23 protein-coding genes are annotated in these 23,636 nt (G+C 45.3%); 22 read left to right on the top strand and 1 reads right to left on the bottom strand.

All coding sequences use genetic code 11. The annotated features are described in order from the left end of the window. The first annotated feature begins 18 nt into the window (after positions 1–18). From def to spoVM, 10 genes are all read left to right on the top strand, one after another. Entirely contained in the window at positions 19–501 is a 483-nt protein-coding gene (gene def, locus V6D41_RS06265; protein ID WP_333517618.1) for a peptide deformylase, read from the top strand. A 4-nt stretch (positions 502–505) separates the two neighbouring features. Then, the gene (gene fmt / locus V6D41_RS06260; protein WP_333517617.1) at positions 506–1,459 is read left to right on the top strand and encodes a methionyl-tRNA formyltransferase; all 954 of its coding nucleotides are present in this window, start codon (positions 506–508) and stop codon (positions 1,457–1,459) included. After that, positions 1,446–2,789 (top strand): 16S rRNA (cytosine(967)-C(5))-methyltransferase RsmB, encoded by a 1,344-nt coding sequence (rsmB, locus tag V6D41_RS06255; protein WP_148961855.1) that lies wholly within the window; start codon positions 1,446–1,448, stop codon positions 2,787–2,789. Before fmt ends, rsmB begins: the two co-directional genes overlap by 14 nt. A gap of 2 nt (positions 2,790–2,791) precedes the next feature. Beyond that, positions 2,792–3,883, top strand: coding sequence for a 23S rRNA (adenine(2503)-C(2))-methyltransferase RlmN (gene rlmN / locus V6D41_RS06250; protein ID WP_148961854.1), 1,092 nt, complete (start codon positions 2,792–2,794; stop codon positions 3,881–3,883). 6 nt (positions 3,884–3,889) lie between these two features. Then, a complete protein-coding gene (prpC, locus tag V6D41_RS06245; RefSeq protein WP_148961853.1) occupies positions 3,890–4,654 on the top strand; it encodes a protein-serine/threonine phosphatase PrpC in 765 nt (254 codons plus the stop codon). Then, complete coding sequence (gene prkC / locus V6D41_RS06240; protein WP_333517616.1) at positions 4,648–6,594, top strand: serine/threonine protein kinase PrkC; 1,947 nt, start codon at positions 4,648–4,650, stop codon at positions 6,592–6,594. The genes prpC and prkC overlap by 7 nt, the downstream gene beginning before the upstream one ends. A 14-nt stretch (positions 6,595–6,608) precedes the next feature. Continuing rightward, positions 6,609–7,505 (top strand): ribosome small subunit-dependent GTPase A, encoded by an 897-nt coding sequence (gene rsgA / locus V6D41_RS06235; RefSeq protein WP_333517615.1) that lies wholly within the window; start codon positions 6,609–6,611, stop codon positions 7,503–7,505. A gap of 4 nt (positions 7,506–7,509) precedes the next feature. Further along, a complete protein-coding gene (gene rpe / locus V6D41_RS06230; protein WP_333517614.1) occupies positions 7,510–8,160 on the top strand; it encodes a ribulose-phosphate 3-epimerase in 651 nt (216 codons plus the stop codon). Positions 8,161–8,231: 71 nt separating this feature from the next. Beyond that, positions 8,232–8,876, top strand: coding sequence for a thiamine diphosphokinase (locus tag V6D41_RS06225; RefSeq protein ID WP_333517613.1), 645 nt, complete (start codon positions 8,232–8,234; stop codon positions 8,874–8,876). Positions 8,877–8,946: 70 nt separating this feature from the next. Continuing rightward, positions 8,947–9,027, top strand: coding sequence for a stage V sporulation protein SpoVM (gene spoVM, locus V6D41_RS06220; protein ID WP_003221545.1), 81 nt, complete (start codon positions 8,947–8,949; stop codon positions 9,025–9,027). 72 nt (positions 9,028–9,099) lie between these two features. Here spoVM and rpmB read toward each other — a convergent pair whose 3' ends face one another. Continuing rightward, a complete protein-coding gene (gene rpmB / locus V6D41_RS06215; protein WP_003221548.1) occupies positions 9,100–9,288 on the bottom strand; it encodes a 50S ribosomal protein L28 in 189 nt (62 codons plus the stop codon). A gap of 279 nt (positions 9,289–9,567) precedes the next feature. Here rpmB and V6D41_RS06210 point away from each other — a divergent pair, with 279 nt between their 5' ends. The 12 genes from V6D41_RS06210 (at position 9,568) to smc (ending at position 23,625) form a co-directional block, all read left to right on the top strand. Beyond that, positions 9,568–9,930: an Asp23/Gls24 family envelope stress response protein gene (locus tag V6D41_RS06210; protein ID WP_087992089.1), complete on the top strand. Its 363-nt coding sequence runs from the start codon at positions 9,568–9,570 to the stop codon at positions 9,928–9,930. Between the two features lie 15 nt (positions 9,931–9,945). Beyond that, positions 9,946–11,607 (top strand): DAK2 domain-containing protein, encoded by a 1,662-nt coding sequence (locus V6D41_RS06205; protein WP_333517612.1) that lies wholly within the window; start codon positions 9,946–9,948, stop codon positions 11,605–11,607. 138 nt (positions 11,608–11,745) lie between these two features. Further along, positions 11,746–12,408, top strand: coding sequence for an L-serine ammonia-lyase, iron-sulfur-dependent subunit beta (gene sdaAB / locus V6D41_RS06200; RefSeq protein ID WP_019714380.1), 663 nt, complete (start codon positions 11,746–11,748; stop codon positions 12,406–12,408). A 23-nt stretch (positions 12,409–12,431) separates the two neighbouring features. Beyond that, a complete protein-coding gene (sdaAA, locus tag V6D41_RS06195) occupies positions 12,432–13,334 on the top strand; it encodes an L-serine ammonia-lyase, iron-sulfur-dependent, subunit alpha (protein WP_333517611.1) in 903 nt (300 codons plus the stop codon). Then, entirely contained in the window at positions 13,312–15,360 is a 2,049-nt protein-coding gene (recG, locus tag V6D41_RS06190) for an ATP-dependent DNA helicase RecG (RefSeq protein ID WP_333517610.1), read from the top strand. The genes sdaAA and recG overlap by 23 nt, the downstream gene beginning before the upstream one ends. 108 nt (positions 15,361–15,468) lie before the next feature. Beyond that, complete coding sequence (gene fapR / locus V6D41_RS06185; RefSeq protein ID WP_087992084.1) at positions 15,469–16,035, top strand: transcription factor FapR; 567 nt, start codon at positions 15,469–15,471, stop codon at positions 16,033–16,035. A gap of 13 nt (positions 16,036–16,048) precedes the next feature. Continuing rightward, on the top strand, positions 16,049–17,050 hold the full coding sequence (gene plsX / locus V6D41_RS06180; RefSeq protein WP_289347181.1) for a phosphate acyltransferase PlsX: 1,002 nt from the start codon (positions 16,049–16,051) through the stop codon (positions 17,048–17,050). An 18-nt stretch (positions 17,051–17,068) separates the two neighbouring features. Further along, entirely contained in the window at positions 17,069–18,022 is a 954-nt protein-coding gene (gene fabD / locus V6D41_RS06175; RefSeq protein WP_333517609.1) for an ACP S-malonyltransferase, read from the top strand. Continuing rightward, the gene (gene fabG, locus V6D41_RS06170) at positions 18,015–18,755 is read left to right on the top strand and encodes a 3-oxoacyl-[acyl-carrier-protein] reductase (RefSeq protein ID WP_087992081.1); all 741 of its coding nucleotides are present in this window, start codon (positions 18,015–18,017) and stop codon (positions 18,753–18,755) included. Before fabD ends, fabG begins: the two co-directional genes overlap by 8 nt. A gap of 84 nt (positions 18,756–18,839) precedes the next feature. Then, complete coding sequence (acpP, locus tag V6D41_RS06165) at positions 18,840–19,073, top strand: acyl carrier protein (RefSeq protein ID WP_003154310.1); 234 nt, start codon at positions 18,840–18,842, stop codon at positions 19,071–19,073. Positions 19,074–19,212: 139 nt separating this feature from the next. Further along, a complete protein-coding gene (gene rncS, locus V6D41_RS06160; RefSeq protein ID WP_014113767.1) occupies positions 19,213–19,962 on the top strand; it encodes a ribonuclease III in 750 nt (249 codons plus the stop codon). Positions 19,963–20,064: 102 nt separating this feature from the next. Continuing rightward, complete coding sequence (gene smc / locus V6D41_RS06155) at positions 20,065–23,625, top strand: chromosome segregation protein SMC (protein ID WP_333517608.1); 3,561 nt, start codon at positions 20,065–20,067, stop codon at positions 23,623–23,625. The last annotated feature ends 11 nt before the right edge of the window (positions 23,626–23,636 follow it).

Here is a 23,636-nt window from a genome sequence, read left to right as displayed (position 1 = left end):
GTCTTGGAGGGTAACAAATTGGCTGTGAAAAAGGTCGTCACACATCCTGCGGAGGTTTTGGAAACACCGACGGAAACCGTGACTGTTTTTGATAAAAAGCTAAAAAAACTGCTTGATGATATGTACGACACCATGCTTGAAATGGATGGGGTCGGACTGGCAGCGCCGCAGATCGGCATTTTAAAAAGAGCGGCTGTCGTAGACATTGGGGATGACAGCGGCAGAATCGATCTCGTTAATCCCGAGATTGTAGAAAAAAGCGGTGAGCAAACCGGAATTGAAGGATGCCTGAGCTTTCCCGGCGTCTATGGTGATGTCACACGTGCCGATTACGTCAAAGTGCGTGCATTTAACCGTCAGGGAAAACCGTTCATTCTGGAAGCGCGAGGCTTTTTAGCGAGGGCTGTGCTGCACGAAATGGACCATTTAGACGGTGTGCTGTTTACATCTAAAATAAGCAAATACTATACAGAAGATGAACTAGCGGATATGGAAGGATGATTTGATGACAAGAATCGTATTTATGGGAACGCCTGATTTTTCAGTTCCTGTTTTAAGAAACATGATAGAGGACGGATATGAAGTAGTAGGGGTCGTCACACAGCCGGACCGTCCGAAGGGCAGAAAAAAAGTGCTGACACCTCCTCCGGTCAAGGAAGAGGCATTGCGTCACGGCATCCCGGTTCTTCAGCCGGAAAAAGTCAGATTGAAAGAAGAAATCGAGAAAGTGCTGGCATTTAAGCCTGACCTTATTGTAACCGCAGCATTTGGACAAATTTTGCCGAAGGAGCTTCTCGACAGCCCGAAATACGGCTGCATTAACGTTCACGCGTCTCTTTTACCGGAACTGCGCGGCGGAGCTCCGATCCATTACTCCATTCTGCAGGGAAAGAAAAAAACCGGTGTTACCATTATGTATATGGTAGAAAAATTAGATGCGGGCGATATGATCTCAAAAGTGGAAGTGGACATTGAAGAAACCGACAATGTCGGAACGCTGCATGATAAATTAAGCGCGGCTGGCGCGAAGCTATTGTCTGAAACCGTTCCAAACGTCATTGCCGGCAGCATATCACCTGAAAAGCAAGATGAAGAGAAAGCGACATACGCGCCTAACATCAAAAGAGAGCAAGAGCTGATCAATTGGTCTAGAACAGGTGAAGAGCTTTACAACCAAGTCCGCGGCTTAAATCCTTGGCCTGTGGCCTATACGACTCTTAATGGACAAAACTTGAAAGTGTGGACGTCGAAAAAAACACCCGCACCAACAAAAGCCGAGCCCGGCACAGTCGTTGCGATTGAAAAGGAAGGGATTATAGTAGCCACAGGTAACGGCACGGCCTTGTTATTAATCGAACTTCAGCCGGCCGGCAAAAAACGCATGAAAGGCGAGGACTTTGTGCGCGGCGCCCATGTTGAAGCAGGCGATATGTTAGGAGTAAACAATGAAAAAAAATAGTGTTCGTGATATCGCCCTTGAGGCGCTCATCAAACTAGAACAAAATCAGGCTTACAGCAATCTGCTCCTGAAGTCGGTTATTAAATCAAATGAACTGAGCGATCAGGACAGAGGTCTTTTGACTGAACTTGTCTACGGTACATTGCAAAACAAGATCGCGCTCGATTATATGCTCAAACCGTTTGTTAATAAGCCTCAAAAAGTAAAGCCGTGGGTGATTCAGCTTCTTCGCCTATCCTTATATCAAATGGAGTATTTGGAGAAGATACCAGACAGGGCTGCTATTCATGAAGCGGTCGAAATTGCGAAAATCCGAGGACACAAAGGCATTGCTTCATTTGTCAACGGCGTACTTCGTTCCATTCAGCGCGAAGGTGTTCCAACCTTTGACGCCATTGAAGACCCTGTCCGCCGGCTGGCGACAGAGACAAGCCATCCGGAATGGCTCGTGAAAGAATGGGCCGGTGCGTATGGATTTGAAGCAGCTGAAAAGATTTGCCGCATCCACCTCATTCCGCCGAAGCAGACATTGCGTGTCAACCAAATGAAAGCGGACAGAACGGATTTGCTTGATCAAATGGCAGCTGAGGGAATCGACGTTGAAAAAGGCGACCTCGCTGAAGACGCTGTGAAGCTCCTAAAGGGAACAATTGCTGGAACTCATTTCTTCCAAAACGGTGAAGTGTCCATCCAGGATGAGAGCTCCATGCTCGTCGCCCGTGCCCTTGATCCTAAGCCTGGTGAAACGGTGCTTGACGCATGTGCGGCGCCTGGCGGAAAGTCGGCTCATATCGGAGAATTGATGGAGAACAAGGGAAACGTTACGTCGCTTGATCTTCACAAACATAAAGTGAAGCTGATCAAAGAAGCGGCAGACCGGCTTGGCCTTACAATCATTCATGCGGAAACAATGGATGCGAGAAAAGCAGGAGAAACGTTTGAAAACGAACAGTTTGACCGGATATTGGTAGATGCCCCGTGCTCAGGTTTTGGTGTCATCCGAAGAAAGCCGGACATGAAATACACGAAAAAGCCTGATGACAGCGCACGTCTTGCTGAAATCCAGCTGTCGATCTTGGCGGAAATCGCACCATTAGTAAAAAAAGGTGGCACTCTTGTCTACAGTACGTGTACAATGGACCGGACAGAAAATGAAGAAGTCATACATGCGTTTATACAAGAACATCCTGATTTTGAACCCGATTTGTCTCTGGAAAAGCGGCTGCCCGAAAAGGCGAGACCCTTTGTTCGGGAAGGAAGGGTGCAAATCCTTCCTCATTATTTCGGAACAGATGGTTTCTTTATTTGCAGCATGAGAAAGAAGGGATAACAATGGCAGAAATGAAAAAAACGAAAGAAAGAAAAGAATTGCGGACAGAGCGTCCGTCTATTTATTCTTTAGAATTAGATGAAATCAAACAATGGCTGACAGACAACGGAGAGAAACCGTTCCGCGCGGCACAGATTTTTGAATGGTTATATGAAAAACGGATATCTTCTTTTGAGGAAATGACAAACCTGTCAAAGGATCTGCGTGAGAAATTAAGCACTCATTTTGTGTTAACAACGCTGAAAACGGCCGTTAAACAAACCTCTGAAGATGGTACAATGAAGTTTTTATTCGAACTTCATGACGGTTATACAATCGAAACCGTTTTAATGAGACATGAGTATGGTAATTCTGTATGTGTAACGACACAGGTTGGCTGCCGCATTGGCTGTACATTCTGCGCTTCGACGCTCGGGGGCTTGAAACGAAACCTTGAAGCGGGCGAAATTGTCGCTCAAGTCGTCAAAGTTCAAAAAGCCCTTGATGAAACGGATGAACGCGTGAGCTCTGTCGTGATCATGGGAATCGGTGAACCTTTTGATAACTTTGAAGAAATGCTCGCTTTCTTGAAAATCATTAACCATGACAAGGGCCTGAATATCGGTGCCCGCCATATTACGGTTTCTACAAGCGGGATCATCCCGAAAATTTACGAATTCGCTGATCAGAAAATGCAGATTAACTTTGCGATTTCTCTGCATGCGCCTAATACAGAAATCAGAAGCCGTTTGATGCCGATTAACAGAGCGTACAAGCTGCCTGAATTAATGGAAGCCGTTAAATATTATATTAACAAAACGGGACGCCGAATCAGCTTTGAATACGGGCTGTTCGGAGGCGTAAACGACCAGGTCGAGCACGCTGAAGAGCTTGCCGACTTGCTGGAAGGAATCAAATGTCACGTGAACTTGATTCCAGTAAACTACGTGCCTGAACGGGACTATGTGCGCACACCGCGTGATCAGATTTTTGCTTTTGAGAAAACGCTGAAATCTCGCGGAGTAAATGTCACAATCAGAAGAGAGCAAGGCCATGACATTGACGCAGCCTGCGGTCAGCTTCGCGCGAAGGAGCGTCAAGACGAGACGAGGTGATGAGGGTTGTTAACAGCCTTAAAATCAGATACAGGAAAAATCCGCCAGCATAATGAAGATGATGCGGGGGTATTCAAGGGGAAAGATGAATTTGTATTAGCGGTTGTCGCTGATGGCATGGGCGGCCATCTTGCTGGAGATGTTGCAAGCAAGATGGCTGTGAAAGCCATGGGGGAGAAATGGAATGAAGCGGAGGCGATTCCAGTTGCGCCCGCAGAATGTGAAAAATGGCTCATTGAACAGATTCTGGCGGTAAACAGCAAAATATACGATCATGCCCAAGCCCACGAAGAATGCCAAGGCATGGGGACGACGATTGTATGTGCGCTTTTTACGGGGAAAACAGTTTCTGTTGCTCATATAGGTGACAGCAGATGCTATTTGCTTCAGGAGGACCATTTTTTTCAAGTGACAGAAGATCATTCGCTTGTAAATGAGCTGGTACGCACTGGAGAGATTTCAAGAGAAGACGCTGAACATCATCCGCGAAAAAATGTGCTGACGAAGGCACTCGGAACAGACCTGTCAGTAAGTATTGACACACGTTCTTTTGATATCGAACCCGGGGACAAACTGCTTCTATGTTCTGACGGACTGACGAATAAAGTGGAAGGCACTGAATTAAAAGACATCCTGCAAAGCGATTCAGCTCCTCAGGAAAAAGTAAACCTGCTTGTGGACAAAGCCAATCAGAATGGCGGGGAAGACAACATTACAGCAGTTTTGCTTGAGCTTGCTTTACATGTTGAAGAGGGTGAAGATCAGTGCTAATCGGCAAGCGGATCAGCGGACGTTACCAAATTCTCCGCGTCATAGGCGGCGGGGGAATGGCCAACGTGTATTTAGCTGAGGATATGATTCTAGACCGTGAAGTCGCAATCAAAATCCTGCGGTTTGACTATGTGAATGACAATGAGTTTATCAGGCGTTTCCGGAGAGAAGCCCAATCCGCATCAAGCCTCGATCACCCGAATATCGTCAGCATTTACGATTTGGGCGAGGAAGATGATATTTATTATATTGTCATGGAGTACGTTGAGGGCATGACGCTTAAAGAATACATAACAGCAAATGGGCCGCTTCACCCTAAAGAAGCGCTGAACATCATGGAGCAAATTGTCTCAGCCATCGCTCATGCCCATCAAAATCAGATTGTTCACAGAGACATTAAGCCGCATAACATTTTGATTGACCACATGGGAAATATCAAAGTGACAGATTTCGGAATTGCGACGGCACTAAGTTCGACCACAATCACCCATACCAATTCTGTGCTGGGCTCAGTACATTACTTATCACCTGAACAGGCCCGGGGCGGTTTGGCGACAAAAAAATCGGATATTTATGCGCTTGGAATCGTTCTATTTGAGCTTTTAACCAGCCGTATTCCATTTGATGGAGAATCGGCAGTCAGCATCGCCTTAAAGCATCTTCAGGCGGAAACTCCTTCGGCGAGAAGGTGGAATCCGTCAGTACCCCAAAGCGTAGAAAACATGATCCTAAAGGCAACTGCCAAAGATCCTTTTCATCGCTATGAAACGGCTGAAGACATGGAAGCTGATATCAAAACAGCTTTTGATGCCGACAGACTCAATGAAAAGAAATTTATGATTCAAGAAGATGAAGAAATGACAAAAGCGATTCCTATCATTAAAGATGAAGAGCTCGCTAAAGCTGCTGGCGAAAAAGAAGCCGAATTGACACCCAGCAACGAAAATAAAACAAAGAAAAACGGCAAAAGAAAAAAGTGGCCGTGGGTTTTGCTCACGGTTTGCGTCGTATTCATCACGGCTGGAATTCTTGCTGTCACTGTTTTTCCGTCGCTTTTTATGCCTGAAGATGTCAAAATACCTGATGTCTCCGGAATGGAATACGAAAAGGCGGCAGACATCTTGGAAAAAGACGGTTTGCAGGTTGATTCTGAGGTTTTGGAAATCTCAGATGAGAAAATTGAAGAAGGCCTGATGGTAAAAACGGATCCTAAAGCGGATTCTACAGTCAAAGAAGGCGCAACGGTCACGCTTTATAAAAGCACTGGAAAAGCTAAAACGGAGATCGGTGATGTTACAGGCCAAACGGTCGATCAGGCAAAAAAAGCGTTGAAAGACCAAGGTTTTAAACATGTCACGGTGAATGAAGTGAATGATGAGAAAGACGCGGGCACTGTCATTGAACAGAATCCGTCAGCAGGGACTGGGCTTGTGCCGAGTGATGATCAAGTCAAACTCACAGTCAGTATAGGGCCTGAAGACATTACGCTTAGAGACTTGAAAACTTACAGTAAAGAAGCAGCGTCTGGATATCTGGAAGACAACGGACTGAAGCTGAAAGAAAAAGAAGCATACTCAGATGACGTTCCAGAAGGGCAGGTTGTCAAACAAAAACCAGCAGCAGGAACGGCAGTAAAGCCGGGAAACGAAGTGGAAGTGACTTTCTCTCTCGGACCTGAGAAAAAACCTGCGAAAACAGTGAAAGAAAAGGTCGAGATCCCCTACGAGCCAGAAAATGAAGGGGACGAGCTTGAAGTGCAAATCGCTATTGACGATGCGGATCACAGTATCTCTGACACTTACGAAGAATTTAAGATAAAAGAGCCGACTGAACGAACGATCGAACTGAAGATTGAATCCGGCCAAAAAGGGTACTATCAAGTGATGGTAAACAATAAAGTCGTCAGCTACAAAACCATTGAGTATCCGAAAGATGAATAACAAGGAGGGAAAATATGCCTGAGGGCAAAATTATTAAGGCGCTTAGCGGCTTTTACTATGTACTGGATGAATCAGAGGATTCAGATAAAGTGGTGCAATGCAGAGGAAGAGGCATTTTCAGAAAGAACAAAATTACCCCTCTCGTCGGCGATTACGTTGTGTATCAGGCTGAAAATGACAAAGAGGGATATTTGTTAGAAATTAAAGAAAGAACCAACGAGCTGATCAGGCCGCCAATTTGCAACGTTGATCAAGCGGTCCTTGTTTTCTCAGCGGTTCAGCCTTCTTTCAGCACGGCGTTGCTCGACCGTTTCCTGGTTCTCGTTGAGGCTAATGATATTCAACCGATTATATGCGTTACAAAAATGGATCTGATTGAAGATCAAGATACAAAAGATACGATACAAGCCTATGCAGAAGACTATCGGAATATTGGTTATGACGTGTGTCTCACCTCCTCTAAGGACCAAGACACTTTGGTGGATATTATCCCGCATTTTAAGGACAAAACAACGGTATTTGCGGGTCAGTCCGGTGTTGGAAAATCCTCGCTCCTCAACGCAATCAGTCCGGAGCTCGGTTTAAGAACAAACGAGATTTCCGAACATTTGGGCCGCGGGAAACACACTACCCGCCACGTGGAGCTGATTCACACGTCCGGAGGCTTGGTTGCGGATACTCCGGGATTCAGCTCGCTTGAATTTACAGACATTGAGGAAGAAGAGCTGGGCTATACCTTCCCTGATATCAGAGAAAAAAGCTCTTCATGCAAATTTAGAGGCTGCTTACATCTAAAAGAACCGAAATGTGCAGTTAAACAAGCTGTTGAAGACGGAGAATTAAAGCAGTACCGCTACGACCATTATGTTGAATTTATAACGGAGATTAAAGACAGAAAGCCGAGGTATTAGCATAATGATAAAGGTTGCACCATCTATTCTTTCCGCTGATTTTGCCGCTTTAGGCAATGAGATTAAAGATGTAGAAAAGGGCGGAGCCGATTGTATTCACATTGATGTCATGGACGGGCATTTTGTCCCGAATATCACGATCGGTCCGCTGATTGTAGAAGCTGTACGGCCGGTAACAGATTTGCCGCTTGATGTTCATTTAATGATAGAAGAGCCGGATCGTTACATCCCGGCTTTCGCTAAAGCGGGCGCAGATATCCTGTCTGTGCATGCTGAGGCATGTCCGCATCTGCACCGTACCATCCAGCTTATTAAAGAGCAAGGCGCAAAGGCCGGTGTTGTTCTGAACCCGCATACACCTGTACAGGTCATCGAGCATGTTTTCGACGACCTCGATCTTGTTCTTTTAATGACGGTGAACCCGGGATTTGGCGGACAGAAATTTATTCATTCCGTCCTTCCTAAAATAAAAGAAGTTAAGCGAATGGCGGATGAAAGAGGAAAAAAAGATCTGTTGATTGAAGTAGACGGCGGCGTCAACAAAGAAACCGCTCCGCTAGTTATTGAAGCGGGCGCAAATTTACTCGTTGCCGGTTCAGCTGTTTACGGCCAGCCTGACCGCAAAAAAGCGATTTCTGAAATCAGAGGAAGTTAATAAAAAGCAAAAAAAGAGCTGGGCATACAACGCCTAAGCTCTTTTTCCTGTATCAGAGAAAGGAATCAAAGATGAAGACAATCAATATCGTTGCGGGAGGCCCTAAAGATCTCATTCCCGATTTAACTGGCTATACGGCTGAGGACGTCCTTTGGATCGGTGTTGACAAAGGCACCGTCAATCTTTTGGATGCCGGTATCATTCCTGATGAAGCTTTTGGAGATTTTGACAGCATAACAGATCAAGAACGCCGCCAAATTGAAAAAGCGGCTCCCGCACTCCATGTGTATCAAGCAGAAAAAGATCAGACAGATTTGGACCTCGCCCTTGATTGGGCGCTGGAAAAGCAGCCTGATATGATTCAGATTTTCGGCATTACAGGCGGCAGAGCTGATCATTTTTTAGGAAATATTCAGCTTCTGTACAGAGGTGTAAAAACGAATATAAAAATTAGGCTGATAGACAAACAAAATCATATTCAAATGTTCCCTCCTGGTGAATATGATATGGAGAAGGATGAAAACAAGCGATATATCTCCTTCATACCGTTTTCCGAAGAAATACATGAGCTGACACTGACCGGTTTTAAATATCCGCTAAATAAATGTCATATTACGCTCGGTTCAACACTATGTATTAGTAACGAACTCATTCATTCACGAGGTACTTTTTCGTTTGCAAAAGGCATATTAATAATGATAAGAAGCACGGATTAGCATGTGCTTTCATTCATTTGCTAAAATCAATGAACAGGCGGTTACGGTACGTTATAGGAGGGGACAAAAAATGAAATTTTACACCATTAAATTGCCGAAGTTTTTAGGAGGAATTGTCCGGGCGATGCTGGGCTCATTCAGAAAAGATTAAAGCCCAGGGGTTCAAAGCCCTCTTTCACCACATAAAAACGCCTGCCACATATCGGGGCAGGCGTTCATTTTGTTATACACGCTCAACTTTACCTGATTTTAAAGCTCGAGCAGATACATATACTTTTTTAGGTTTTCCGTTCACAAGGATACGAACCTTTTGAAGATTCGCGCCCCAAGTGCGCTTAGAAGCGTTCATTGCGTGAGAACGGTTATTCCCAGCTGTTGTTTTTTTACCTGTGATAACGCATTTACGTGCCATTTGTTTCCCTCCTCACTTGCACAAAACATCTACTTTTTAACATTTCATATGATCTTAGATGCTTTCGATATGGATACTTTAAATAATTTACCACAGCTAAAAAACGTTTGCAACTATTGTTTCATCATCTTTCAAGAAAATCCACTTGACATCTTGCGGAAACAGCGGTGCTATAGTATATGTAGAGGGACAGGCAGCGACAGCCGGGTCTTTTCTTTTCATAATGGAAACCATATAGTAGAATAGCTGTAACTCTATGCATTCGAAGGAGGAACTAGTGTGTCCATTGAATTAAGAACGAAGTACGGGCAGATTGATATATCTAATGAAGTCATTGCGATGGTTGCAGGTGGCGCGGCGATTGACTGTTACGGCATTGTCGGCATGGCCTCTAAAAATCAGATTAAAGACGGACTGACTGAAATCCTTCGGAAAGAGAATTTCAGCAGAGGTGTCCAAGTTCGCCAAGAAGGAGAACAGATACATATTGATATGTATATCATTGTCAGCTATGGCACGAAAATTTCTGAAGTGGCACATAATATCCAAACAAAAGTAAAGTACACAGTAAATCAAACCATCGGACTGGCAGTGGACTCTGTTAATATTTATGTCCAAGGCGTCCGAGTGACGAACCCGTAGTTAGGAGGAGTAGGATTGTCTATTAGAACATTAGACGGCAGAACTTTTGCCGGGATGATTCTCGCGGGAGCGCAGAATCTGTCTCAAAACGCGAGTGCAGTTGATGCGCTGAACGTGTTTCCGGTGCCGGACGGCGATACGGGAACAAACATGAACCTGTCAATGACTTCCGGAGCAAGAGAAGTGGAGCAAATGGATACGGATGATATCGGTAAGATAGGCTCTGCGTTATCTAAAGGACTGCTCATGGGAGCACGCGGAAATTCAGGAGTGATCCTGTCCCAATTGTTCCGTGGATTCAGTAAAAGCATTGAATCAAAAAAAGAAATAAATGCACAAGAGTTTGCCGCTGCGCTGCAAGCGGGTGTTGACATGGCTTATAAAGCTGTCATGAAACCTGTAGAGGGCACCATTTTAACAGTTGCAAAAGACGCTGCGAAAAAAGTGATGGCTCTGGCAGAAAAAGAAACCGATATCACAGCGCTGATGACTGCAGTGACAGAAGAAGCAGAAGCGTCTTTAAACCGGACCCCTGAATTGCTTCCTGTCCTGAAGGAAGTAGGAGTCGTCGACAGCGGCGGCAAAGGCCTGCTTTGTGTGTATGAAGGTTTCCTTGCTTCATTAAAAGGTGAGGCTGTGCCTCAGAAAGCTGTTCTTCCGTCACTTGACGACATGGTCAGCGCAGAGCATCATAAGAGCGCGCAAAGCGTGATGAATACCGAAGATATTGAATTTGGTTTTTGTACCGAAGTGATGGTTAGACTCGATCAGGCAAAACGAGAATTCGACGAAGGTACGTTCAGACAAGATCTCAGCCAGTTCGGTGATTCTCTGTTAGTCATTGCGGATGAATCGCTGGCGAAGGTTCATATTCATGCGGAAGAACCAGGAAACGTATTAAATTATGCCCAGCATTACGGTGAATTGATTAAAATTAAAATAGAAAATATGAGAGAGCAGCATACCTCCCTCATCAGCCAGGAAAGTAAACCTGCTGACAACGAAAAACCGCCGGCAAAACAGCCGTATGGCATTGTGACTGTGGCGATGGGAGAAGGTATTTCCGATTTATTCAAAAGCATCGGCGCTTCTGTTGTGATTGAAGGCGGGCAGACCATGAACCCGAGCACTGAGGATATTGTCGATGCCGTGAAATCCGTAAATGCGGAAACAGTGTTTATCTTACCGAATAACTCGAACATCATCATGGCGGCTAATCAAGCGGCCAGTGTAATGGGTGAACAGGTTTTTGTCATTCCTGCCAAAACGGTTCCGCAAGGGATGTCAGCCCTGCTGGCATTTAATCCGGATCAAGAAGCTGAAGCGAACGAAGCCAATATGTTCAACGCCATTCAGCATGTAAAAAGCGGGCAGGTGACGTACTCAGTCAGAGATACCCATATTGACGGCAAAGACATTAAAAAAGGCGACTTTATGGGAATTCTGAATGGCACGATTATCGGCACTGCTGAAGATCAGCTGTCAGCCGCGAAAATGCTGCTGTCAGAAATGATCGGAGAAGACGACGAAATTGTCACCATCCTATATGGTGAGGATGCGTCTCAGGAAGAAGCTGAGGAGCTTGAAGCGTTCCTTAGTGAAAAGTACGAGGAGATTGAGGTTGAGATCCACAACGGAAAACAGCCGCTGTATTCGTATATAGTTTCTGCAGAATAGAAGGGCGATTCGCCCTTCTATTCTTATGTCTGCTTTTAAGTGCGGCAGCGCTGTGACGCGCCCGCTTGCCATTTTATATATGATCAATTAGTCTAGAAGCAAAGCGCTTATAAGCTCTGGTTCATAAGGAGGAATAGCATGAAATACAGAAGCGTTTTTGATATTATCGGACCCGTTATGATTGGTCCGTCCAGCTCGCATACGGCGGGAGCGGCGAGAATCGGGAGAGTGGCCAGAAGTTTATTTGGCAGAGAGCCTGAGCGCATCATCGTATCCTTTTACGGCTCTTTTGCGGAAACGTATAAAGGCCACGGCACAGATGTCGCGATTATCGGCGGATTGCTGGATTTTGATACATTCGACGAACGGATTAAAACCGCTATACAAATTGCAGAAGATAAAGGAATTGATATAGAGTTTCGGGTTGAAGATGCTGTCCCCGTCCATCCGAATACAGCCAAAATCACCATATCTGATGAAAAGGGAGAGCTTGAGCTGACGGGTATTTCGATTGGCGGAGGAAAGATTGAAATCACAGAATTAAACGGTTTTGAACTACGGCTGTCAGGAAATCACCCGGCCATATTAGTTGTTCATAATGACAAGTTTGGCACGATTGCCGGTGTTGCCAATGTCCTGGCGAAATTTTCAATCAACGTAGGTCATATGGAAGTAGCCCGAAAGGATATCGGCCAGCTTGCGCTGATGACAATAGAGGTTGATCAAAATATCGATGATCATGTTCTCGACGAACTGTCGAAGCTGCCGAATATTATTCAAGTGACAAAGATTGCTGACTAGCGAAAGGTCAGGAGGAGCCAGTTATGTTTCGTAATGTAAAGGAATTATTAGAGATTACAAAAGAAAAGCAAATATCCATCTCTGATGTGATGATCGCTCAAGAGATGGGAGTAACAGAAAAAACAAAAGAAGAGATTTTTCAGCAGATGGATCACAATCTGTCTGTTATGGAAGCAGCGGTTCAGAAAGGACTCGAGGGAGTTACGAGCCAAACGGGCTTAACAGGCGGGGATGCCGTTAAATTGCAGGCCTACATTCGATCAGGTAAAAGCCTGTCTGGCCCGCTGATTTTAGATGCGGTATCGAAAGCTGTTGCAACAAATGAAGTAAATGCAGCCATGGGTACCATCTGTGCGACACCGACTGCAGGTTCTGCTGGTGTGGTGCCAGGCACGTTATTTGCTGTAAAAGAAAAGCTGAACCCAACAAGAGAACAAATGATCCGCTTTTTGTTTACGTCCGGGGCTTTCGGATTTGTCGTGGCCAATAACGCAAGTATTTCCGGCGCCGCCGGAGGATGTCAGGCAGAAGTTGGATCAGCCTCAGGCATGGCGGCTGCGGCTATTGTTGAAATGGCAGGAGGAACACCCGAACAAAGCGCAGAGGCCATGGCCATTACATTAAAAAATATGCTCGGACTCGTGTGCGATCCTGTAGCGGGGCTTGTTGAAGTGCCGTGCGTGAAACGGAATGCGATGGGCGCGTCAAATGCGATGATTGCTGCTGATATGGCATTGGCGGGCATTACAAGCCGCATTCCATGTGATGAGGTTATTGATGCCATGTATAAAATTGGCCAAACGATGCCCACTGCGCTTAGAGAAACAGGTCAGGGCGGTTTAGCAGCAACACCGACTGGCAGAGAATTAGAGAAAAAAATTTTCGGAGGAGCGCTAGGTTCACGTGAAACAACATCAGCAAACTAGTATAGCTAACATTAAGGGCATTGGGCCGGAAACAGAAAAAACATTACATGAACTCGGTATTTATGACACTTCTGATCTTCTGAATTATTTCCCTTATCGCTATGATGACTACGAGCTGAGGGATTTAGAAGAAGTGAAGCATGATGAAAGAGTCACAGTCGAAGGGAAGGTTCATTCAGAGCCTTCTCTTACCTATTATGGAAAAAAACGAAACAGGCTGACATTCAGGCTTCTTGTCGGCCGCTATTTAATCACAGCCGTATGTTTTAACCGGCCTTATTTGAAGAAAAAGCTCTCGCTGGGCTCTGTCGTGACGATTTCAGGTAAATGGGACAAGCACCGCCAAACCATCTCTGTTCAGGAGTTGAAAAACGGGCCGCACCAAGAGGATAAAAGCATTGAACCAGTGTATTCTGTGAAAGAAAATGTTACCGTCAAAATGATGAGACGCTTTATTCAGCAGGCGCTGACCCAGTATGCAGACTCGCTTCCGGATCCTCTTCCGGAAAAGCTAAAAACACGCTATAAGCTGCCGGACTATCAGCAGGCGTTAAAAACGATGCATCAGCCTGAAACAAGAGAAGCGTTAACGCTTGCAAGACGCCGGTTTGTTTATGAGGAATTTTTGTTGTTTCAGTTGAAAATGCAGGCATTTCGAAAGGCGGAAAGAGAGCAGACTCAAGGGATACGGCAGCGTTTTTCAAACGAAGAACTCATGAGATTTATCAATAGCCTTCCGTTTCCTCTCACTAACGCCCAGTCGCGCGTGCTTCGCGAAATAACAGCAGACATGTCTTCTCCATACAGAATGAACCGTCTTCTTCAAGGAGACGTCGGATCAGGAAAAACGGCAGTCGCGGCCATTGGGTTGTATGCCGCGATCCTGTCCGGATACCAGGGGGCGCTCATGGTGCCGACAGAGATTCTGGCCGAACAGCATGCTGATTCGCTCGTTTCACTATTTGAAAAGTGGAATGTCAGCGTCGCCCTTTTGACAAGCTCTGTCAAAGGGAAGCGGCGAAAAGAACTGCTTGAGCGTCTTGCCGCGGGGGAGATTGATATTCTTGTAGGAACCCACGCTTTAATCCAGGATGAGGTGGAGTTTAAGGCGCTGAGTCTCGTCATTACAGATGAACAGCACCGATTTGGAGTTGAGCAACGTAAAAAACTTCGGAACAAAGGGCAGGATCCCGATGTTCTATTTATGACAGCCACTCCAATCCCAAGAACGTTAGCCATCACAGTGTTCGGTGAAATGGATGTATCTGTCATTGATGAAATGCCGGCGGGACGAAAACAGATCGAAACCTATTGGGTAAAACATGACATGCTGGATCGTATTTTGGCATTCGTCGAAAAAGAATTAAAACAGGGCAGACAGGCTTATATCATCTGCCCGCTGATTGAAGAATCAGACAAGCTTGATGTACAAAACGCCATTGACGTGTACAATATGCTTTCTGACATTTTCCAAGGGAAATGGAATGTCGGCCTGATGCACGGAAAGCTGCATTCCGATGAAAAAGATCAGGTCATGAGAGAGTTTAGTGCGAATCACTGTCAAATCCTCGTATCAACCACTGTTGTTGAGGTTGGCGTGAATGTTCCAAATGCAACCATTATGGTGATTTATGACGCCGACCGTTTCGGACTGTCACAGCTTCACCAGCTGCGCGGCCGTGTCGGACGGGGAGAGCATCAATCGTTTTGCATTCTGATGGCCGATCCTAAATCAGAAACAGGGAAAGAGCGGATGAGAATTATGTCCGAGACCAATGACGGCTTCGAGTTGTCTGAAAAGGACCTGGAACTAAGAGGCCCGGGAGATTTCTTCGGTAAAAAACAAAGCGGAATGCCTGAATTCAAGGTGGCGGACATGGTTCATGATTACAGAGCGCTTGAAACGGCAAGGCAGGATGCTGCGAATCTTGTGGCTTCTGACGCGTTCTGGAACGAGCCGGAATACGGTGTGCTGAGAGAGCGATTACTGACGAGCGGAGCAATGGACGGGGAAAAATTAAGCTAGTTACCAGAAGTTTTCGGTGTTCAGCTAGAAACAATCGTTGCATTCCAATCTATGAAATTATATACTACTATTAGTACCTAGTCTTAATTGTCCGGATGGTGTTTAGACATGAGAAGAAATAAGAGAGAACGCCAGGAATTACTTCAGCAGACGATACAAGCAACCCCCTTTATTACAGATGAAGAATTAGCGGGTAAATTCGGGGTGAGCATCCAGACAATTCGTTTGGACCGCTTAGAGCTATCGATACCGGAGCTGAGAGAAAGAATTAAGAACGTTGCAGAGAAAACGCTTGAAGATGAAGTGAAATCCCTGTCACTGGACGAAGTTATCGGAGAAATTATTGACCTTGAGCTGGATGATCAGGCGATATCCATTTTAGAAATCAAACAGGAGCATGTGTTCAGCCGGAATCAAATTGCGAGAGGACACCATTTGTTTGCACAGGCGAATTCTTTGGCTGTGGCAGTTATTGATGACGAGCTGGCACTGACTGCAAGCGCAGACATCCGCTTTACAAGACAGGTAAAGCAGGGAGAACGTGTTGTAGCGAAAGCGAAAGTGACGGCGGTCGAAAAAGAAAAAGGAAGAACAGTTGTCGAAGTGAACAGCTATGTTGGCGAAGAAATTGTTTTTTCTGGACATTTTGACATGTACCGTTCAAAACAATTATAAAGGTGGAGCATGCATGAGAATAGCTGTAGATGCAATGGGAGGAGACCACGCTCCCAAAGCTGTTATTGACGGAGTTTTAAAGGGTATAGAGGCATTTGATGATCTCCATATCACACTTGTCGGTGACAAAACAACGATAGAATCACATTTAACAACAACACCAGATCGCATCACGGTGCTGCACGCAGATGAAGTGATTGAGCCTACGGATGAACCGGTCCGCGCCGTGCGAAGAAAAAAGAACTCATCTATGGTCCTTATGGCGCAGGAAGTTGCGGAAAACAGAGCTGACGCCTGCATATCAGCAGGAAATACCGGCGCGTTAATGACAGCCGGTCTGTTTATTGTCGGCAGAATTAAAGGGATTGACCGTCCGGCGCTTGCCCCGACGCTTCCGACCATTTCAGGAGATGGATTTCTTCTCCTTGATGTCGGCGCCAATGTCGATGCCAAGCCGGAGCACCTCGCCCAATATGCCATCATGGGTTCTGTTTATTCTCAGCAAGTGCGCGGTGTCACTTCACCGAGAGTCGGGCTTTTAAATGTCGGAACAGAAGATAAAAAAGGAAACGAACTGACGAAGCAGACGTTTCAATTATTAAAAGAAACAGCTAATATACATTTTATCGGAAACGTGGAAGCGCGAGACCTTTTAGATGATGTGGCGGATGTTGTAGTAACAGACGGCTTTACCGGGAATGTTACACTCAAAACGCTGGAAGGTTCTGCGTTGTCTATTTTTAAAATGATGAAGGAAGTCATGACGTCTAATTTCACATCAAAGCTCGCGGCAGCTGTGCTGAAGCCGAAGATGAAAGACATGAAAATGAAAATGGAGTATTCGAATTATGGCGGAGCAAGTCTATTTGGCTTAAAAGCCCCTGTGATCAAGGCGCACGGCTCTTCAGATTCTAATGCTGTATTTCACGCGATTCGTCAAGCAAGAGAGATGGTCAGCCAAAATGTGGCTGCGCTCATTCAGGAAGAAGTAAAAGAAGAAAAAACAGATGAGTAGTCTGGAGGTTTTTACATCATGAGTAAGATTGCATTTTTATTCCCGGGTCAGGGATCACAATTTATCGGCATGGGGAAAGAGCTTTATGAGCAGGTCCCTGCTGCAAAGCGTCTCTTTGATGAAGCGGATGAAACATTGGAAACAAAACTCAGTTCGCTGATTTTTGAAGGTGATACTGAAGAATTAACGCTTACATATAATGCACAGCCTGCTTTGCTGACGACAAGCATTGCTGTTCTTGAAAAATTTAAAGAATCAGGCATTACACCTGATTTTACAGCAGGACACAGCCTTGGTGAATATTCCGCACTGGTTGCGTCTGGCGCACTGTCTTTCAAAGATGCTGTTTATACCGTCAGAAAACGCGGAGAGTTTATGAATGAAGCAGTGCCGGCTGGCGAAGGAGCCATGGCTGCGATTCTCGGCATGGATGCTGAAGCATTAAAGCAAGTAACCGATAAAGTTACGGAGGAAGGCAGCCTTGTCCAGCTTGCGAATCTCAACTGCCCCGGACAAATCGTCATTTCCGGAACAGCTAAAGGGGTAGAGCTTGCATCTGAACGGGCAAAAGAGAACGGTGCAAAACGTGCGATTCCGCTTGAAGTAAGCGGTCCGTTCCATTCTGAACTGATGAAGCCAGCAGCTGAAAAGCTGAAAGAAGTATTGGACTCCTGTGAAATAAAAGACGCTGACGTTCCAGTCATCTCAAATGTTTCTGCTAATGCCATGACTGATAAAGCAGAAATCAAAGAGAAGCTCATTGAGCAGCTCTACTCTCCGGTTCGTTTTGAGGAAAGCATTAACAAGCTGATTGCAGAGGGTGTTACGACTTTTATTGAAATCGGCCCCGGAAAAGTGCTTTCAGGCCTTGTGAAAAAAGTAAACAGACGCTTAAAAACAATTGCTGTATCAGATCCGGAAACGATCGAGCTGGCAATTCAAACGCTTAAGGAGGAGAATGAAAATGCTTAATGACAAAACAGCTATTGTCACTGGCGCATCCCGCGGAATCGGCCGCTCAATCGCCCTTGACTTGGCAAAAAGCGGCGCAAACGTTGTCGTGAACTACTCCGGCAATGAAGCGAAAGCTAATGAAGTAGTAGATGAAATCAAATCATTGGGCAGAAAAGCAATTGCTGTCAAAGCGGATGTATCAAATCCCGAAGATGTACAAAACATGATAAAAGAAACGCTGTCTGTTTTTTCTGCGATTGACATTTTAGTTAATAACGCCGGAATTACAAGAGACAATCTCATCATGAGAATGAAAGAAGATGAATGGGATGACGTCATTAACATTAACTTAAAGGGTGTTTTCAACTGCACGAAAGCTGTTACAAGACAAATGATGAAACAGCGTTCAGGCCGTATTATTAACGTGTCGTCTATCGTAGGTGTCAGTGGAAATCCTGGACAAGCAAACTACGTGGCCGCAAAAGCCGGCGTGATCGGTTTAACAAAATCTTCTGCTAAAGAGCTCGCAAGCCGCAATATTACGGTAAATGCGATTGCGCCTGGATTTATCTCAACTGATATGACAGATAAGCTAACAAAAGATGTTCAAGACGAAATGCTGAAACAAATTCCGCTCGCGCGCTTTGGCGAACCTGGCGACGTCAGCAGCGTGGTCACGTTCCTTGCTTCAGAGGGAGCTCGTTATATGACAGGCCAAACGCTTCATATTGACGGCGGAATGGTGATGTAAGTTTTTTTCTCGAAAATTTCATCATAGTTTCTCTAGTTTTTTAAAAACGAATCCACTATAATACTTGAGGGGAGGTGAATTGCTATGGCAGATACATTAGAGCGTGTAACGAAAATCATCGTAGATCGCCTTGGCGTTGATGAAGCAGACGTCAAACTTGAAGCTTCTTTCAAGGAAGACTTAGGTGCTGATTCCCTAGATGTAGTTGAGCTTGTTATGGAACTTGAAGACGAGTTTGATATGGAAATTTCTGACGAAGATGCTGAAAAGATTGCAACAGTCGGCGACGCTGTGAACTACATACAAAACCAGCAATAAGCTGATGCTAAAAGTCCCGCCGAAACGCGGGGCTTTAGCCCTTTATTCGTGCAGTTATTACAGCATGCCGCTTTTACGCGCGCTGTATCCGGTTTAGTCAGAGAAGCGCGGTGAACCTGATGTGCCTATGGAGGTTACTATGTCAAAACACTCACATTATAAAGATAAAAAAAAGTTCTATAAAAAAGTAGAACAATTTAAAGAGTTTCAAGAACGGATTTCGGTTCACTTTCAAAATGAAAAGCTTTTGTATCAAGCATTTACACATTCATCTTATGTGAATGAGCATCGGAAAAAGCCGTATGAAGATAATGAAAGGCTTGAATTTTTAGGTGACGCTGTTTTGGAACTGACCATCTCCAGATTCTTATTTGCCAAGTACCCGGCTATGAGTGAAGGAGATTTGACGAAATTGAGAGCTGCGATTGTATGCGAACCGTCTCTCGTTTCATTGGCTCACGAACTGTCATTCGGCGACCTTGTCCTATTAGGTAAAGGTGAGGAAATGACAGGCGGAAGAAAGCGTCCTGCTCTATTGGCGGATGTTTTTGAGGCATTTATCGGAGCCTTGTATCTTGACCAGGGATTAGAGCCGGTCGAAAGTTTCTTAAAAGTCTATGTGTTCCCTAAAATTAACGATGGTGCTTTTTCTCATGTGATGGATTTCAAAAGCCAGCTGCAGGAATACGTGCAGCGGGACGGCAAAGGCTCTCTGGAGTATAAAATCTCCAACGAAAAAGGGCCTGCGCACAACCGTGAGTTTGAAGCCATCGTATCTCTAAAAGGTGAACCACTCGGAGTCGGAAACGGCCGTTCAAAGAAAGAAGCCGAACAGCACGCTGCTCAGGAAGCTTTAGCTAAATTGCAAAAACACCATACGAGACAATAAAATCCCCCTTTATCATTCAGGGGGATTTCAGTATGTATGCCGTCTTATTTCATCCATGTTTTATGATAGAATTGAAATACTTATTACATAAGGAGGATCGCTATGTTCCTCAAACGTTTAGACGTTATAGGATTTAAATCGTTTGCAGAACGGATTTCCGTAGATTTTGTAAAAGGCGTTACAGCGGTTGTCGGTCCAAACGGGAGCGGAAAAAGCAATATCACAGATGCCATTCGCTGGGTTCTTGGAGAGCAATCGGCACGGTCTCTTCGCGGCGGAAAAATGGAAGATATCATTTTTGCCGGCAGTGATTCGAGAAAGCGATTAAACCTAGCTGAAGTTACACTTACTCTTGATAATGATGATCATTTCTTGCCGATTGACTTCCATGAGGTCAGTGTTACAAGACGTGTATACAGATCAGGCGAGAGTGAGTTTCTGATTAACAATCAGCCGTGCCGCTTAAAAGATATTATTGATTTGTTTATGGACTCTGGTCTAGGTAAAGAAGCATTTTCTATTATCAGCCAAGGGAAAGTGGAAGAGATCCTGAGCAGCAAAGCGGAGGATCGCCGCAGTATCTTTGAAGAAGCGGCCGGGGTGCTTAAATATAAAACGAGAAAGAAAAAAGCAGAAAATAAACTGTTTGAGACACAGGACAATTTAAACCGGGTAGAAGATATATTACATGAGCTTGAAGGACAGGTTGAACCTCTTAAAATTCAAGCTTCAATCGCGAAAGACTATCTGGAGAAAAAGAAAGAGCTGGAGCATGTTGAAATTGCGCTGACTGCCTATGATATCGAAGAGCTGCACGGCAAATGGTCAACGCTTAAAGAGAAAGTGCAGCTCGCAAAGGAAGAAGAGCTCGCTGAATCGTCTGCATTTTCTGCGAAAGAAGCGAAAATTGAAGATGCGAGAGACAAAATTCAAGCGCTAGATGAATCAGTAGATGAGCTCCAGCAGGTCTTATTGGTGACGAGTGAAGAGCTGGAAAAGCTTGAAGGCCGTAAAGAAGTCCTGAAAGAACGCAAGAAAAACGCTGTGCAAAACCAAGAACAGCTGGAAGAAGCCATCATTCAGTTTCAGCAAAAAGAAACGGTGCTGAAAGAAGAGCTTGCGAAGCAGGAAGCTGTCTTCGAAACGCTTCAGGCAGAGGTGAAACAGTTAAGAGCTCAGGTGAAAGAAAAACAGCAGGCTCTCAGTCTTCACAATGAAAATGTCGAAGAGAAGATCGAGCAGCTGAAAAGCGATTACTTTGAGCTGTTAAACAGCCAGGCTTCAATTCGCAATGAGCTCCAGCTGCTGGATGACCAGATGTCCCAATCCGCTGTCACATTACAGAGGCTTGCAGACAACAATGAAAAGCATCTTCAGGAACGGCGCGATATTTCTGCGCGAAAAGCCTCATGTGAAGCGGAGTTTGCCCGAATCGAGCAGGAAATTCACAGCCAAGTCGGCGCATATCGTGACATGCAGACAAAATATGAGCAGAAAAAGCGCCAATACGAAAAAAATGAATCCGCTCTGTATCAGGCATACCAATACGTTCAGCAAGCGAGATCAAAAAAGGACATGCTTGAGACGATGCAGGGTGATTTCTCCGGCTTTTATCAAGGTGTTAAAGAAGTGCTGAAAGTGAAGGAGCGCCTTGGCGGGATTCGCGGAGCGGTCCTTGAGCTGATGTCAACAGACCGAAAGTATGAAACGGCCATTGAAATTGCGCTCGGCGCTTCTGCCCAGCATGTCGTGACCGACGATGAACAGTCTGCCCGCAAAGCGATTCAATATTTAAAACAGAATTCCTTCGGCCGAGCGACGTTTCTGCCTCTTTCTGTCATCAGAGACCGCCAGCTTCAAAGCCGGGACGCGGAAACAGCAGCGCAGCATTCGTCATTTCTCGGGGTTGCCAGTGAACTTGTCACATTTGACCCTGCGTATCGGCGCATCATCCAGAATCTTCTTGGAACCGTGCTGATCACAGAGGATTTAAAGGGTGCAAACGAGCTTGCGAAGCTTCTCAGCCACCGGTACCGCATCGTAACCCTTGAGGGAGATGTCGTGAATCCGGGTGGTTCAATGACGGGCGGAGCGGTTAAAAAGAAAAATAACTCGCTGCTTGGAAGAAGCCGTGAGCTTGAAGATGTGAGCAAACGGCTCATTGAAATGGAAGAGAAAACAGCACTGCTTGAACAAGAAGTCAAAACACTCAAGCAATCCCTTCAGGATATAGAGAATAAACTGGCTGATTTAAGAGAAACAGGGGAAAGCTTGAGATTAAAGCAGCAGGATGTAAAAGGCCAGCTGTACGAACTTCAAGTTGCCGAGAAAAATATCAACACCCATTTAGAGCTCTATGATCAAGAAAAATCCGCTCTGTCAGAAAGCGATGAAGAGAAGAAAACGCGCAAACGCAAGCTGGAAGAAGAGCTTTCTGCCGTATCCGAAAAGATGAAGCAGCTTGAAGAGGACATGGACAGACTGACAAAACAAAAACAAACGCAATCCTCAACGAAAGAGTCTCTCTCCAATGAGCTGACCGAGCTGAAGATCACAGCGGCCAAAAAAGAGCAGGCATGCCAGGGGGAAGAGGACAACCTTGACAGACTAAAGAAAGAGCTCGCAGAAACAGAGTTTGCGTTAAAAGAAGCGAAAGAAGACTTGAGCTTCTTAACGTCAGAGATGTCATCAAGCTCGAGCGGCGAAGAAAAGCTTGAAGAAGCTGCAAAACATAAATTGAATGACAAAACGAAAACGATCGAACTGATTGCGTTAAGACGCGACCAGCGTATCAAGCTTCAGCATGGGCTTGATACGTATGAGCGTGAGCTGAAAGAAATGAAACGGCTGTATAAACAAAAAACAACGCTCTTAAAAGATGAAGAGGTCAAACTGGGCCGGATGGAAGTTGAGCTTGATAATTTGCTTCAGTACTTGCGGGAGGAATACAGCTTGTCCTTTGAGGGGGCAAAAGAGACATATCAGCTTGAAGCTGATCCAGAGGAAGCCAGAAAGCGCGTGAAGCTGATTAAACTCGCAATCGAAGAGCTGGGTGCTGTAAACCTCGGAAGCATAGATGAGTTTGAGAGGGTCAACGAACGGTATAAGTTTCTGTCGGAACAAAAAGAAGATTTGACAGAAGCGAAAAATACCCTGTTCCAAGTGATTGAAGAAATGGATGAAGAAATGACGAAACGCTTTAACGACACATTCGTCCAAATCCGCTCACACTTTGATCAAGTCTTCCGTTCCTTATTCGGAGGAGGACGAGCTGAACTAAGGCTCACCGATCCGAACGATCTGCTTCACTCAGGAGTCGAGATTATCGCACAGCCGCCGGGGAAAAAATTGCAAAACTTAAACCTTCTGTCAGGCGGAGAGCGTGCGCTTACTGCTATAGCGCTCTTATTCTCAATCTTAAAGGTTCGTCCTGTGCCGTTTTGCGTCCTTGACGAAGTAGAGGCTGCGCTTGACGAAGCGAATGTCTTCCGATTTGCGCAGTATTTAAAAAAATACAGCAGTGATACCCAGTTTATCGTGATTACCCACAGAAAAGGGACGATGGAGGAAGCGGATGTGCTATACGGCGTAACCATGCAGGAATCCGGTGTTTCCAAGGTAATCTCAGTTAAGCTGGAAGAAACAAAAGAATTCGTACAGTAACGAGGAAAGAG

It is taken from the genome of Bacillus sp. 0102A (genome assembly GCF_036765155.1).
Taxonomy (GTDB): domain Bacteria; phylum Bacillota; class Bacilli; order Bacillales; family Bacillaceae; genus Bacillus; species Bacillus subtilis_G.
The sequence above is the reverse complement of the archived record's forward strand: the minus strand, read 5'-3'. Positions and strand labels throughout refer to the sequence as shown.

Bases quoted from the DNA above. Each gene is read 5' to 3' on its own strand.
- fmt (WP_333517617.1), top strand. From the start codon at position 506: ATGACAAGAATCGTATTTATGGGAACGCCTGATTTTTCAGTTCCTGTT.
- rsmB (WP_148961855.1), top strand. From the start codon at position 1,446: ATGAAAAAAAATAGTGTTCGTGATATCGCCCTTGAGGCGCTCATCAAA.
- rlmN (WP_148961854.1), top strand. From the start codon at position 2,792: ATGGCAGAAATGAAAAAAACGAAAGAAAGAAAAGAATTGCGGACAGAG.
- rsgA (WP_333517615.1), top strand. From the start codon at position 6,609: ATGCCTGAGGGCAAAATTATTAAGGCGCTTAGCGGCTTTTACTATGTA.
- rpe (WP_333517614.1), top strand. From the start codon at position 7,510: ATGATAAAGGTTGCACCATCTATTCTTTCCGCTGATTTTGCCGCTTTA.
- V6D41_RS06225 (WP_333517613.1), top strand. From the start codon at position 8,232: ATGAAGACAATCAATATCGTTGCGGGAGGCCCTAAAGATCTCATTCCC.
- spoVM (WP_003221545.1), top strand. From the start codon at position 8,947: ATGAAATTTTACACCATTAAATTGCCGAAGTTTTTAGGAGGAATTGTC.
- rpmB (WP_003221548.1), bottom strand. From the start codon at position 9,288: ATGGCACGTAAATGCGTTATCACAGGTAAAAAAACAACAGCTGGGAAT.
- sdaAB (WP_019714380.1), top strand. From the start codon at position 11,746: ATGAAATACAGAAGCGTTTTTGATATTATCGGACCCGTTATGATTGGT.
- sdaAA (WP_333517611.1), top strand. From the start codon at position 12,432: ATGTTTCGTAATGTAAAGGAATTATTAGAGATTACAAAAGAAAAGCAA.
- fapR (WP_087992084.1), top strand. From the start codon at position 15,469: ATGAGAAGAAATAAGAGAGAACGCCAGGAATTACTTCAGCAGACGATA.
- plsX (WP_289347181.1), top strand. From the start codon at position 16,049: ATGAGAATAGCTGTAGATGCAATGGGAGGAGACCACGCTCCCAAAGCT.
- fabD (WP_333517609.1), top strand. From the start codon at position 17,069: ATGAGTAAGATTGCATTTTTATTCCCGGGTCAGGGATCACAATTTATC.
- fabG (WP_087992081.1), top strand. From the start codon at position 18,015: ATGCTTAATGACAAAACAGCTATTGTCACTGGCGCATCCCGCGGAATC.
- acpP (WP_003154310.1), top strand. From the start codon at position 18,840: ATGGCAGATACATTAGAGCGTGTAACGAAAATCATCGTAGATCGCCTT.
- rncS (WP_014113767.1), top strand. From the start codon at position 19,213: ATGTCAAAACACTCACATTATAAAGATAAAAAAAAGTTCTATAAAAAA.
- smc (WP_333517608.1), top strand. From the start codon at position 20,065: ATGTTCCTCAAACGTTTAGACGTTATAGGATTTAAATCGTTTGCAGAA.